Origin of the sequence: Acetobacter papayae JCM 25143, assembly GCF_000613285.1 — a bacterium.
GTDB classification, from domain to species: domain Bacteria; phylum Pseudomonadota; class Alphaproteobacteria; order Acetobacterales; family Acetobacteraceae; genus Acetobacter; species Acetobacter papayae.
The window spans coordinates 1-12,254 of sequence record NZ_BAIN01000066.1 but is presented as its reverse complement, the minus strand read 5'-3'; the positions used below and the strand labels follow the sequence as shown (position 1 = coordinate 12,254).

The 12,254-nt window shown below is 61.3% G+C and carries 10 protein-coding genes, 2 tRNA genes and 3 pseudogenes; 6 read left to right on the top strand and 9 right to left on the bottom strand.

The window, feature by feature from the left end; all coding sequences use genetic code 11:
• Positions 1-843 (bottom strand): ribonuclease D (rnd, locus tag JCM25143_RS12440; protein WP_025861425.1); only part of this gene is annotated, 843 nt, incomplete at its 3' end.
• 120 nt (positions 844-963) lie between these two features.
• Here rnd and queF point away from each other — a divergent pair.
• Complete coding sequence (gene queF, locus JCM25143_RS12435; RefSeq protein ID WP_025861423.1) at positions 964-1,434, top strand: preQ(1) synthase; 471 nt, start codon at positions 964-966, stop codon at positions 1,432-1,434.
• A gap of 80 nt (positions 1,435-1,514) precedes the next feature.
• On the opposite strand, the pseudogene atpC reads toward queF, so the two are convergent.
• The 6 genes and pseudogenes from atpC to JCM25143_RS12405 form a co-directional block, all read right to left on the bottom strand.
• Positions 1,515-1,923, bottom strand: a pseudogene (gene atpC, locus JCM25143_RS19345) (ATP synthase F1 subunit epsilon).
• A gap of 28 nt (positions 1,924-1,951) precedes the next feature.
• Positions 1,952-3,423, bottom strand: a pseudogene (gene atpD, locus JCM25143_RS12425) (F0F1 ATP synthase subunit beta).
• A 30-nt stretch (positions 3,424-3,453) separates the two neighbouring features.
• Positions 3,454-4,341: a F0F1 ATP synthase subunit gamma gene (locus JCM25143_RS12420; RefSeq protein WP_025861420.1), complete on the bottom strand. Its 888-nt coding sequence runs from the start codon at positions 4,339-4,341 to the stop codon at positions 3,454-3,456.
• 16 nt (positions 4,342-4,357) lie between these two features.
• Positions 4,358-5,892, bottom strand: a pseudogene (gene atpA, locus JCM25143_RS19340) (F0F1 ATP synthase subunit alpha).
• A complete protein-coding gene (gene atpH / locus JCM25143_RS12410) occupies positions 5,892-6,515 on the bottom strand; it encodes an ATP synthase F1 subunit delta (RefSeq protein ID WP_025861418.1) in 624 nt (207 codons plus the stop codon). The pseudogene atpA and the gene atpH overlap by 1 nt, the downstream one beginning before the upstream one ends.
• A gap of 301 nt (positions 6,516-6,816) precedes the next feature.
• A tRNA-Gly gene (locus tag JCM25143_RS12405) sits at positions 6,817-6,890 on the bottom strand.
• A 247-nt stretch (positions 6,891-7,137) separates the two neighbouring features.
• On the opposite strand from JCM25143_RS12405, the gene JCM25143_RS12400 reads away from it, so the two are divergent.
• From JCM25143_RS12400 to nusG, 3 genes are all read left to right on the top strand, one after another.
• Positions 7,138-7,214, top strand: a tRNA-Trp gene (locus JCM25143_RS12400).
• A 131-nt stretch (positions 7,215-7,345) separates the two neighbouring features.
• Positions 7,346-7,540, top strand: coding sequence for a preprotein translocase subunit SecE (gene secE, locus JCM25143_RS12395; protein WP_025861416.1), 195 nt, complete (start codon positions 7,346-7,348; stop codon positions 7,538-7,540).
• A 9-nt stretch (positions 7,541-7,549) separates the two neighbouring features.
• Positions 7,550-8,080 (top strand): transcription termination/antitermination protein NusG, encoded by a 531-nt coding sequence (gene nusG, locus JCM25143_RS12390; RefSeq protein ID WP_025861415.1) that lies wholly within the window; start codon positions 7,550-7,552, stop codon positions 8,078-8,080.
• Positions 8,081-8,138: 58 nt separating this feature from the next.
• Here nusG and JCM25143_RS12385 read toward each other — a convergent pair whose 3' ends face one another.
• Entirely contained in the window at positions 8,139-10,142 is a 2,004-nt protein-coding gene (locus JCM25143_RS12385; RefSeq protein ID WP_025861414.1) for a S9 family peptidase, read from the bottom strand.
• A gap of 191 nt (positions 10,143-10,333) precedes the next feature.
• On the opposite strand from JCM25143_RS12385, the gene JCM25143_RS12380 reads away from it, so the two are divergent.
• Positions 10,334-10,996 carry a DedA family protein gene (locus tag JCM25143_RS12380; protein WP_025861413.1) on the top strand — a complete coding sequence of 221 codons (663 nt, stop codon included), beginning with the start codon at positions 10,334-10,336 and terminating at the stop codon, positions 10,994-10,996.
• Between the two features lie 74 nt (positions 10,997-11,070).
• On the top strand, positions 11,071-11,997 hold the full coding sequence (locus JCM25143_RS12375; protein ID WP_051543319.1) for an SDR family oxidoreductase: 927 nt from the start codon (positions 11,071-11,073) through the stop codon (positions 11,995-11,997).
• A 10-nt stretch (positions 11,998-12,007) separates the two neighbouring features.
• Here the strand turns inward: JCM25143_RS12375 and JCM25143_RS19335 are convergent.
• The coding region (locus JCM25143_RS19335) for an SUV3 domain-containing protein (protein WP_035371277.1) at positions 12,008-12,254 on the bottom strand (247 nt) is incomplete at its 5' end.

The following is a 12,254-nucleotide window of genomic DNA, read 5'->3' as shown; positions in this document are numbered from 1 at the left end:
CCGGCCTTCCGCAAGGCCGCGCGCCACACCCCGCACACGGGCCAGCGCCTCGGTGCTATCGGGCGTGGTCGCGGCAATTTCTAGCAGGCTTTCATCCTTGATCAGGCGCTGACGCGGCACATTAACCCGCTGCGCTTCACGCTCACGCAGGGCCGCCACGGCACGCAGCACCCCCAGCATGCGCCGGTTATTGGTGCGGGCACGCAAACGCTCCCACTGCTTTTCGGGGTCTGGCTGAAAAGTCGACGGCTCTTCCAGCTCGGCCATTTCTGCCGCAACCCAGGACAGGCGCTGCTCCTGCTCAAGCTTGCGGTGCAGGCGCTCATACACAACCCGCAGCCAAGTGACATCGCCCGCCGCATAGGTAAGCTGGGCGGCAGACAGGGGCCGGGCCGACCAGTCCGTAAACCTGTGGCTCTTGTCGATGGAATGTCCGGTCAGTGAACCGACCAGACTGTCATACCCGACCTGATCGCCATGCCCGGCCACCATGGCTGCCACCTGCGTATCAAAAATCGGCATGGGCAGCGCGCCAAACAGATGCAGGAAAATTTCCAGATCCTGCCGTGCCGCATGAAAAACCTTGATGACCGACGGATCTGCCATCAGCGCCGCCAGAGGGGCCATATCCAGCCCTTCAGCCTGCGCATCGATCAGAATGAGATCGTTGCTCCCGCCAAGCTGAACCAGACACAGCTCCGGCCAGTACGTCTTTTCACGCATGAACTCGGTATCAACTGTCACATACCGCTCGTTATGGAGCGGCCTGAGCGCCTCTTCCAGAGCCTGTGTGGAGGAAACCAGTCGTGGTTGCGGAAAAACGGGGGATGCTGTTCTGGCCATGTCCCCTCATACACCAGCCCTGAAAAAAACGACAGCCGCAACCCTGATACATCAGGCCTGAAAACTTGACTTGGTTCGCAAGTGCTCCGACATCAGGCAACATCATCCGAGGAGAACACCATGAGCAGACCAGATGACGGCAGCACCGCACTAACCCAGCTTGGCCGGTCGGTATCAGCCCCCACTAGCCCTGAAACCGCCGAGCTGGAACGCGTACCCACCCCCTACCGCGACAAGCGCTACATGGTACGCTTTACCGCGCCGGAATTTACCTCACTCTGCCCGATCACCGGCCAACCGGACTTTGCCCATATCGTCATTGATTATGTGCCGGATCAATGGATTGTGGAAAGCAAATCGCTCAAACTTTTCCTGACCAGCTTCCGCAACCACGGGGCGTTCCACGAAGCCTGTTCGATTCAGATTGCCAGCACGCTGGTCGATCTTCTCAACCCTGTCTGGCTGCGTATCGGTGCATACTGGTACCCCCGTGGCGGTATCCCGATCGATATTTTCTGGCAAACCGGCGAAGCGCCGAAAGAAGTCTGGATTCCCGCGCAGGATGTGCCCAGCTACCGGGGGCGCGGCTAACCCGCGGCAAGGCCAACCCGGAGCCCCAAACAAAAAAAGCCACCCAGACGGGTGGCTTTTTTAAAACATATGCTTGAAGCTCAGGCGTTACCCACACCGGCATCAATTTCCGCCCGTACGGCCAGAATCTGATCCTGCAACGCACTCAGGCGGGTCATGTCCGTCTTGTCGGTCTTGTCCCAGATCTCGGACAGTGCCTCAAGCTGGGCCGTGGCGTTGTCGATCGAGATCTCGCTGACCGGCACAGCCTTATCCGCCAGAACCGTGCAGCGAGTGCCCGTAATATCGGCAAAGCCACCCGCGACAAAAAAGCGATCCGTAACCACATCGCCTTCATGCAGGGCAACAACACCGCCACGCAGCAGGAGCATCATGGGTGCATGCTCGGGCATGGCGGCAATATCGCCTTCCATGCCGGGCAGAACAGCCATATCTACCTCACGCGACACCAGCACTTTTTCAGCTGATGATCTCAATTAGGACCGGCATGAACGATGCTCCTCCCTGAAATCGGCCGTTAGACCGATTCCCTCAGTTTTTCCGCCTTGCGATCGCTTCTTCGATGCTGCCAACCATGTAGAAGGCGGCTTCCGGCAGGTCATCATATTCACCCGCACAGATGGCCTTGAAGGAGCGAACCGTATCCGTAACCGACACGAGCTTGCCCGGCGCGCCCGTGAACACTTCGGCCACGTGGAACGGCTGGGACAGGAAGCGCTGGATACGACGCGCACGCGCCACAACCTGCTTGTCGTCTTCGGACAGTTCGTCCATGCCCAGAATGGCGATGATGTCCTGCAGGGACTTGTAGGTCTGCAGGATGCGCTGGACTTCCATCGCCACTTCGTAATGCTCTTCACCCACGATCTGGGGGTCAAGCGCACGAGAAGTGGAGTCCAGCGGATCAACCGCCGGGTAGATGCCCATTTCAGCAATGGAGCGGTTCAGAACGGTGGTGGCATCCAGATGCGCGAAGGTCGCGGCAGGTGCCGGGTCGGTCAAGTCATCGGCAGGCACGTAAACGGCCTGCACGGACGTGATGGAGCCCTTCTTGGTGGAGGTGATTCGTTCCTGCAGAGCGCCCATTTCCGTCGCCAGAGTAGGCTGGTAGCCCACCGCCGAAGGAATACGGCCCAGCAGAGCGGACACTTCCGAACCCGCCTGCGTGAAGCGGAAGATGTTATCCACGAAGAAGAGAACGTCCTGGTTTTCTTCGTCACGGAAATATTCAGCCATGGTCAGGCCGGTCAGGGCAACACGGGCACGCGCACCCGGCGGCTCGTTCATCTGGCCGAACACCAGAGCCACCTTGGAACCGTCGGTCGCACCATCTTCAGCCAGCTTGATCACGCCCGCATCCTGCATTTCGTAATACAGGTCGTTGCCTTCACGGGTACGTTCACCAACACCAGCGAACACGGACACGCCGCCATGCGCCTTGGCGATGTTGTTGATCAGTTCCTGAATAATAACGGTCTTGCCAACGCCAGCACCGCCGAAGAGGCCGATCTTACCGCCCTTGAGGTAGGGGCAGAGCAGATCGACGACCTTGATGCCGGTCATCAGGATTTCAGAAGCAGCGGCCTGTTCGTCAAACGCCGGGGCATCGCGATGGATGGTCGCACGGCGGCTGGTGCGGACCGGGCCCTTTTCGTCGATCGGCTCGCCGATCACGTTCAGGATGCGCCCCAGCGTTTCCGGGCCGACAGGCACGGAAATCTGTGCGCCGGTATCGGTCACTTCCGCACCGCGGGTCAGGCCGTCGGTGGAATCCATGGCGATGCAGCGCACTTCGTGCTCGCCAATTTCCTGCGCGACTTCCAGAACCAGAACCTGGTCGTTCAGCTTGACGTGCAGGGCGTTGAGGATCTTCGGCAGTTCGCCTTCGAACTGCACGTCAACGACCGGGCCTCTGATCTCGGTAATGCGGCCAACGGCATTGGACTTCGTGGCCGCAGGGGCCTGAGTCTGGGTTGTGGTATCCGACATGGTCAGCTCCTGCGGGACATGCGAGCGGGCTCAGACAGCCTGTGCGCCCGAAATGATTTCGATCAGTTCGTTGGTGATATTGGTCTGGCGGGTCCGGTTATAGACCTGGGTCAGACTGTCAATGGATCGGCCCGCGTTACGGGTTGCGTTATCCATTGCCGTCATCCGGGCGCCATTTTCGCCAGCTGCCGTTTCCAGCAGAGCAGCATAAATCTGCACCTGAAGATTACGGGGCAGCAACATGGCCAGAATTGTCGCCTCATCAGGCTCGAATTCATACTGTGCCACATTGTCAGCCGGAACATCGCCCGCACCCTGCTCTTCCATGAGCATGGGAACAAGCTGCTGGCTTGTCGGCACCTGCGTCATCGCGTTGTGGAACTTGTTGAACACAAGTGCACACACATCGACTTCGCCGGCTTCGACCAGAGCGTTGATTTTTTCGCCCAGATCAGACGCGACAGAGAAGGGAATTTCCTTACCGCTGACACCGGTGACATGATCAACGATCAGGTCAGCGTAATCGCGAGAAAAGAAATTCATGGCCCTGCGACCAACCGGCAGCAGACGGACCGTCTTGCCTTCGGACTGGAGGCGGCGGATCGTCTGGACGGTCAGGCGGTGTACGTTGGAGTTGAAGCCGCCGCACAGCCCGCGATCACTGGTCAGGGGCACCAGAAGGTGCACCTTGTCCTGGCCCGTGCCAGCGAGCAGACGGGGAACCCCGCCTTCTCCCTGCACTGCGACAGCCAGCTCACCCAGCATACGACGCATGGCCGCGGCATAGGGTCGCGCGGCTTCCGCACTGGCCTGAGCGCGCCGCAGCTTGGCTGCGGCCACCATTTTCATGGCGCTCGTGATCTTCCGTGTCGACTTGATACTTCCGATCCGGGCGCGGAGTTCCTTAAGGGAAGCCATGGACGCTTCTGCCCTCTCAGCCCGCGAAGTGGCGGTTGAAGGTGGTCAGGTATTCCGTCAGACGAGCTTCGAGATCCTTGGACAGAGCCTGCTCCTTGGAGAGCGTGTCCAGAATATCCTTGCCCGCGCTGCGCACATCAGCCAGCAGAGCCTTTTCCCAGGCCACAACCTTGTTGACGGCAACACCGTCCACAAAGCCACGGGTGCCCGCGAACAGCAGAACAACCTGTTCTTCGACCGACAGCGGCGAAGCCTGCGGCTGCTTGAGCAGTTCTACCAGACGCGCGCCACGGGCGAGCATTTTCTGCGTCGCAGGGTCGAGGTCGGATGCGAACTGCGAGAAGGCCGCCATTTCGCGATACTGGGCCAGCTCAAGCTTGATCTTGCCCGCAACCTGCTTCATCGCCTTGATCTGGGCGGCGGAGCCAACGCGCGAGACCGAGCCACCGACATTCACGGCCGGGCGGATGCCCTTATAGAACAGGTCGGTTTCAAGGAAGATCTGACCATCGGTGATGGAGATCACGTTGGTGGGGATGTAGGCTGCAACGTCACCCGCCTGGGTTTCGATCACGGGCAGGGCCGTCAGGGAGCCAGCGCCATGGGCGTCGGACATCTTGGCGGCGCGCTCGAGCAGGCGCGAATGCAGGAAGAACACGTCACCCGGATAAGCTTCACGGCCCGGCGGGCGGCGCAGCAGCAGGGACATCTGGCGGTAAGCCACAGCCTGCTTGGACAGATCGTCGTAGCAGATCAGGGCGTGCATGCCGTTATCGCGGAAGTATTCGCCCATGGCGCAGGCGGCATACGGAGCGAGATACTGAAGCGGCGCCGGGTCGGACGCGGTGGCGGCAACGACGATGGAATACTTCATCGCGCCTTTTTCTTCCAGCAGACGCACGAGCTGTGCAACCGTGGAACGCTTCTGCCAACCGCAACATAGATGCAGTAGAGGGACTTCTTGTCGTCGCCCGCATCATTCACGCTCTTCTGGGCGAGAATGGTATCGGTCAGGATGGTAGTCTTGCCGGTCTGGCGGTCACCGATCACCAGTTCGCGCTGGCCACGGCCAATCGGAACCAGAGCGTCAATGGCCTTGATGCCGGTCTGCATCGGCTCATGCACGGACTGGCGGGGCATGATGCCGGGCGCCTTGACTTCCGCACGACGCATTTCAACGTCAACCAGCGGACCCTTGTCGTCGATCGGGTTACCCAGACCGTCAACCACGCGGCCCAGCAGGCCCTTGCCTACCGGCACGCTGACAACGGTGCCGGAACGGGCAACGGTATCGCCTTCGCGGATGTTAGTGTCGTCACCGAAAATGACGATACCGACATTGTCGCTTTCGAGGTTGAGGGCCATGCCCTTCTGACCGACGGACGGGAAATCGACCAGTTCGCCCGCCATGACGTTCTGCAGGCCGAACACACGGGCAATACCATCCCCTACGGACAGGACAGTGCCGGTTTCGACAACATCAGATTCCTTGTCGAACGAGGCAATCTGCTGCTTGAGGATATCCGAAATCTCTGCGGGACGGATTTCCATCACGCGGCTCCCTTCATGGCGTAATGCAAACGGAACAGGCGGCTCTTGAGGCTTGCGTCATAAAGCTTTGCCCCCACACGCACGACAAGACCGCCGAGCAGTGAGGAATCGACGCGCTCACGAATGGTAATGCGGGAATAGCCGGCCTCGGCCAGGCGAACCTGAAGCTGGGCGCGCTGCTCGGAACTGAGGGGGGCGACACTGACAACCTCGGCCACCACTTCGCCACGACGGGCGATGGCGAGGGCGTCGAGAGCGGACAGAACCCGGCGCAACACGGGCAGGCGGCGGTTTTCAGCCACCACGCCTACGAAGTTGCGCAGAAGCTGCCCAAATCCCTGTGCCTCGAGCACGGCGAGAACAGCGGCGCTGGACACTTTGATGTCGAGCCGTCTGTCCGCGAGAACCGTACGCAGCGGCGCACTCTCATCTATCAGCCGCGCAAGCGCAGCCCCTTCATCAAGCACGGTATCCAGCTGCCGCTGCTCGGCTGCCAGATCATAAAGCGCTGTTGCGTACCGGCCTTCGAGGCCATTGGCAGCAAAAGCAACTGGTTGTGCTGTCGTTACGCCCGAAGCCACCACTCTTTCGGTTCTTTCCTTCTGTGCGCGCCGGCATTCCACACGAGAGGGCACCGCGCCATTGATCCAGAAAATGAATCCGGTTTTAAGGCACCCATCGGCGCGGCGTCTAGCATGCCCGTAAGAGGCGCGCAACCGGCAGAACGGCGCAATCGCATTTCAATGGAAAAAGCGCGTGGTCCGGGTCACACGCCAAGCTTACGGATACCCCGCAGGGTGTGGCTCAAACCGCCGGCGCAATGGCCCGCAACCCTGATCAGGCCAAACGGGAATCCACCGCACAGCCACATGGGGCTTACGGAAATAACACGTTTTGATGATACGCACAGAGATGTGGGGAAACTGGAGCGGACAGAGGGAATCGAACCCTCCTCGGTAGCTTGGAAGGCTACAGCATTACCACTATGCTATGCCCGCGCTCCGTTTGTGGGGATTACATAGCGCCAAAAGCGCCTCGCGCGCAAGACCCGCCCGGGCATAGCCACGCGCAAGGCGCCATCATGCGGGCAAAGTATGGTGCGTTCACGCAAATATGCCGTGACCTCTTGACTTTAGGCTCACAACATACTTTCTTCCGCCTCCTGCGCTAGGTCGCTTTTAAGTGGCTGGTCAGACCAACGGCTTTCCGTTATAGGTCTTTTCCAGCCGTAGGCGGACGCGCTGCAGGGGTGTAGCTCAATTGGCTAGAGTGCCGGTCTCCAAAACCGGAGGTTGTGGGTTCGAGACCCTCCACCCCTGCCAGATTTTCTGGCGCTGTACGGGAAAAATCCGCTTTAATCTTCATGACAATGCGGTGTTTCGTGCAAGGCTGAACAGGTTCAGGCCGCCCCATCAGGGTGCCATGAACGCAAGTTGTGGAAGAGGGTTGGTTCGTGTCGTTCAGTCCCGGTAAGTTCCTGCATGACGTGCGCGCCGAGGCCGAACGGGTCACCTGGCCCTCCCGGCGGGCAACGCTTGTAACCACGGGTGCCGTTCTGGCCATGGCTGGTCTGGCTTCCGTCTTTTTCTTTGTGGTTGACCAGCTGATCGGTCTCGGCCTGCGTCAACTCTTCGGGCTGGGAGGCTGAGGAAGCGACATGGCCAAGCGTTGGTACGTGGTTCACGTCTATTCGGGCTTCGAAAAGAAAATTGCCCAGTTCATCCGCGAAGAAGCGGAACAGAAAGGGCTGAGCGACCATATTGACGAAATTCTCGTCCCCTCCGAAGAGGTGATCGAGGTGCGTCGTGGCCAGAAGGTCAACACGGAGCGTAAGTTCTTCCCCGGTTATGTCCTGATCAAGATGGAAATGACCGACGAGAGCTGGCACCTCGTGAAGGATTCACCCAAGGTTACTGGCTTTCTGGGTACCCGTAATCGCCCCACCCCCATTTCGGCGGCGGAAGCGGAGCGGATCATCCGCCAGACCGAAGAAGGCGTGCAGCATCCCCGCTCCGCCATCAGCTTCGAAATTGGCGAGCAGATTCGCGTGGCGGATGGCCCCTTCACCTCCTTCAATGGTGTCATTGAAGAAGTGGATGAAGACAAGAACCGCCTGAAGGTGAGCGTTTCCATTTTCGGTCGCTCCACTCCGGTCGATCTGGAATTCAATCAGGTCGAAAAACTCTAGGCGGATCGTCCCGTCTGTATGGAAAAAGCGGCCAATGGCCGCTTTTTTTATGCCTGCATCACTCCGCAGGCTCAAAACCGAACAGCCCTCCGTAAAAAGCCAGTTCCTCCACAAATGCCGCACGAATGGTGCTTTCCTGCCGGAAACCATGCCCCTCGCCGGGAAACTCGCGCAGGGTACAGGGCGTGCCTGCCTCTTGCAGCGCTTCTGCCATGGCGCGCGCCTGTGAAAGTGGCACCACCCTGTCCTCCTGCCCCTGAAACAACAGAACCGGGGCGCGAATCCGTTCCACCTTCTGCACAGGCGAACGCGCCAGATAGAGCGCTTCGGATTCGGGCCAAGGACCGATCAGGCCATCAAGGTAGCGCGACTCGAATTTATGCGTTTCCGCTGCCAGCGCGCGCAGGTCTGTTACGCCGTAAAGACTGACGCCTGCCGCAAACAGGCTGGATTCGGCCAGAGCCACCAGCACCGTCATACCCCCGGCACTGGAACCACGAATGGCAATGCGCTGCGCATCCACCCAGCCTTCGCGCACGACATGCGTACAGGCGGCAATGCAGTCCGCCACATCCACGACACCCCATTGCCCTTGCAGGCGCTCACGCCATGCCCGCCCAAAGCCAGTTGAGCCACCGTAATTGACATCCAGCACCGCGAAACCACGCGAGGTCCACCACTGCACCTTGAAGGAAAAACTATCCTGCGCGCGGGCGGTCGGGCCACCATGCACCTGCACAATCAGCGGCGGCCGCTCGCGCTCAGGCACACAGGCCGTGCGACTGGTGGGCGGATAGAAAAACGCATGCCCGGATGGCGTATCCTCACCCCCGACACGAAAGCGCAGGGAAACGGGGCAGGCGATATCCTGCGCCTGCAAAACCGCAGGGGCTGCATTATAGAGAATCCGCTCCTGAGGCGGCTCTGCGGCCATATCCGCCAGCATGATTCGCGGCAGGGCATCAGGCGGGGTATCCAGCCAGACCAGACGCCCATCAGCCAGCGGCACGGGGCATTGCTCGGGCCGGCCGGGTATGGGCAGAAACGCGCCATCCGTCCGGCGCAGCACGGTCTGGCTTTCACCCTCGCACACACTCAGGAACAGACACGCACCACCCGGTAGCGGCTGGTAGCTGCGCTGGCCAAACACCCATGCCGGTTGCCCGATCTCGCCTTGCGGGACAGCACAGGGGGTCAGAGCTGTTTCTGCCTCGCCGCGCCCTGCATGCCACACACTCCACTGGCCCGAGCGGTCTGAAATCACCAGCAGGTGCCCGTCTTCCGTCCAGCGGGGTTCAAGCAGCGATTCGTGTCCCGCCCCCCCTGCCAGCACATAAGGGGTACCAAGCCCCGTAATGGTGCCGCTGGGCGTGCGCTCAAGCCGCGCCACGCACAGGCGCGTGGCCTCCCACGGCATGAACGGGTGCGACCATTCAATCCATGCCAGCAATTGCCCATCTGGCGACACAGCGGGGGCTGCGTAAAAATCCGCTCCGCTGGCAAGGATGACGCCTTGTGCCGCCGCCTGTCCGGTCTTTGCTGTGCAGTCCAGCACCACCAGTGCGGCCTGTGGCTCCGCCGGATCGTGCTGATGGTCTTCCCGCACGGCCAGCAGCCCGCCGCCCATGGGGTCGAATCGCAAATCCGCAAAACGCAGGCCGGGCTGCCCTGCGAGCTGGCGTATCTCTTGCCCCCCGTCAGCGCGGGTTTGGGCACCGGCTTTCTGCGCCAGCCATACGGCACCGCTTTTGCGCTCGGAATAGGCAATGCCCTGTGCGCCAACCGCATAGGCTCCGCCGCCATATTCATGCACGCGGGTGCCGATATCGGTTTGCGGGGGTAGTACTTCGCCACAACCCGCTGTCTCGCTCCAGTGCATGAGCACGGTACGCCCCCCCTCCGCCGGGCGGCGTTCGAGCCAGTAGACCGTCTGATCCCATGCGGTCACTTCCGATAGGGTCAGGGTTTTTCCGGCCACGAGCGCCGCTGTCACGGGAGAAGGCCATGCCCCGCAGGGTATGGGCCTGCGGTGGGCTGAAAAGGGGGCTGTTGTGTCTGTCATGGGGGCACCCTAGCACCGGCGGGCCAGCCTGTTCAAAAACACCCGGCCTGTGGACATGATGCCACCAACGGCCTTTACGAAGCGTTCAGACTTGACAGAGGGGGAGCACTCACGGTTCCTCCCCATTGCTGCTGGCGCCGTCTGCCTGCGCGCCGTCTGCCAGAACTGGATATTCTCCCCTGCTGCATGCTCTGCACTCCGCTTTTTCCATCGACTTTCTCACCAACCTGTTCAGCCATTACGGCTATGGGGTGATTGGTGTTGTGGTCATGCTTGAAAGCATGGGCCTACCCCTGCCCGCTGAAAGCCTGCTGATTACCAGCGCGCTGTTTTGCGCCACCACGCACAGGCTCCAGATAGAAGGGGTCATGATCGCAGGGATAACGGGGGCGATCATGGGCGATAATTTCGGTTACCTGATCGGCCACGGGCTGGGCCTGCACATGCTGGGCAAGCATGGCCCCAAGGTGGGGCTGACCCCCAAGCGCCTGCTGCTGGGGCGCTATGTCTTTCTGCGCCATGGCGGGTCGGTGGTGTTTTTTGGCCGGTTTATCGCCATTCTGCGCATGTTTGTGGCCATTATGGCCGGGGCTATCCGCATGCCGTGGCACACATTCCTGTTTTACAACGCGCTGGGCGGCATATTCTGGGCTGGTGGATACACGCTGTGCGCCTATATGCTGGGCAACGAGATTTTGCGGCTTTCTGGCTGGATCGCCATCGGCTTCGGTGTTCTGGCCTGCGCCGTGATTCTGACCCTGCTGATTTTTTTCAAACGGAATGAAAAACGTCTGACGGAAGAAGCCATGCAGGCCGCACAACAGGATGAACAGCTCAAGGCCCTTTTGCCATGACCGTACAACAGCCTGCCGGATTCCTCGACAAACTTGGCACCCTCCTGCCCGGCCGCCACGACACATGGCGCGTAATGGACAAAAAGCCAGACCTGCGCGGTCGCACAGCACTGGTAACAGGGGGCAATAGCGGGCTGGGCCTTGAAGTGGCGCGCGGTCTTGCCCGCCGGGGAGCCCGCCTGCTGCTGCCGGTCAGGGATACCGAGCGGGGCCAGCAGGCCGTGGCAGCCCTGACAGCCACCTGCCCACAGGCCCAGATCAGCCTGCTGGCACTTGATCTGGCCTCTCTGGAGTCGGTCAGCGCCTGCGCGCAGGCCGTGGCGCAGCAGACCGACAGGCTGGATTTCCTGATCAACAATGCCGGTGTCATGGCACCGGCCCACCGCCTTGAAACGCAGGATGGATTCGAACTCCAGTTTGGCGTGAACCATCTGGGGCATTTCGCCCTGACCGCCGCCCTGCGCCCCCTGCTGGAAGCGGCAGACGGCGGCGGCACGGTCGTGACCGTGGCCAGCCTTGCCGCAGGGCGCAACACCCTGCATTTCGACGACCTGCAAAGCCGCCACCGCTACAGCCCGTTCGGGGCGTACCAGCAGAGCAAACTGGCCAATCTGCTATTTTCGCTGGAACTGGCACGCCGGGCTGCTGAAAACGGCTGGAACCTGCATGCGCGGGCCGCCCATCCCGGCTGGGCCAGCACCGCCATTCTGGCCAATGGGCAGGGGGCGACACTCCCCGCCCCACTGGGCCGAATCGAGCAGACGCTCGGCGGGGCCGTGCTCCGTATCATGGGGCAGTCCGCCGCACGCGGGGCGGAACCGCTGCTATACGCCGCCCTGTCGCCCGATGCGCGTGATGGGGAATATTACGGCCCACAGGGCGCGGGAGAGCGGCACGGACGCCCCGGCCCCGCACGCACTCCCCCCACGGCACGCAAGCCGAGTCTGGCAGCGCGCCTGTGGGATATTTCGGAACGGCTGACCAGCACCTCGATGGGCTGAGGCCCGGTTTTCAGAACTTCTGGGTCTGGCGGGCGCGGCTCTGCTGGCGCAGCACGCTTTCAATCCAGTCATTCAGGCGGCGCGTCGTATCCTCGGCTTCTTCCCGGTCGGGATAGAATTCGGGAAAGCGCAACGCCAGCCACCGCCATGCCACCAGACGCTTGTGGCGTTTTTCCGCCCGCTCCAACTCCTCACGCCCGGCGCGTTCAGCCGGAGGCAGACGCCCCGTGCCGGGGGGCAGCACCCGCCGCCCGGCC

What these genes read in the sequence shown, in the direction of transcription:
- JCM25143_RS12375 (WP_051543319.1), top strand. Translation starts at nt 11,071, where the DNA reads ATGGACAAAAAGCCAGACCTGCGCGGTCGCACAGCACTGGTAACAGGG.
- JCM25143_RS12385 (WP_025861414.1), bottom strand. Translation starts at nt 10,142, where the DNA reads ATGACAGACACAACAGCCCCCTTTTCAGCCCACCGCAGGCCCATACCC.
- queF (WP_025861423.1), top strand. Translation starts at nt 964, where the DNA reads ATGAGCAGACCAGATGACGGCAGCACCGCACTAACCCAGCTTGGCCGG.
- JCM25143_RS12420 (WP_025861420.1), bottom strand. Translation starts at nt 4,341, where the DNA reads ATGGCTTCCCTTAAGGAACTCCGCGCCCGGATCGGAAGTATCAAGTCG.
- nusG (WP_025861415.1), top strand. Translation starts at nt 7,550, where the DNA reads ATGGCCAAGCGTTGGTACGTGGTTCACGTCTATTCGGGCTTCGAAAAG.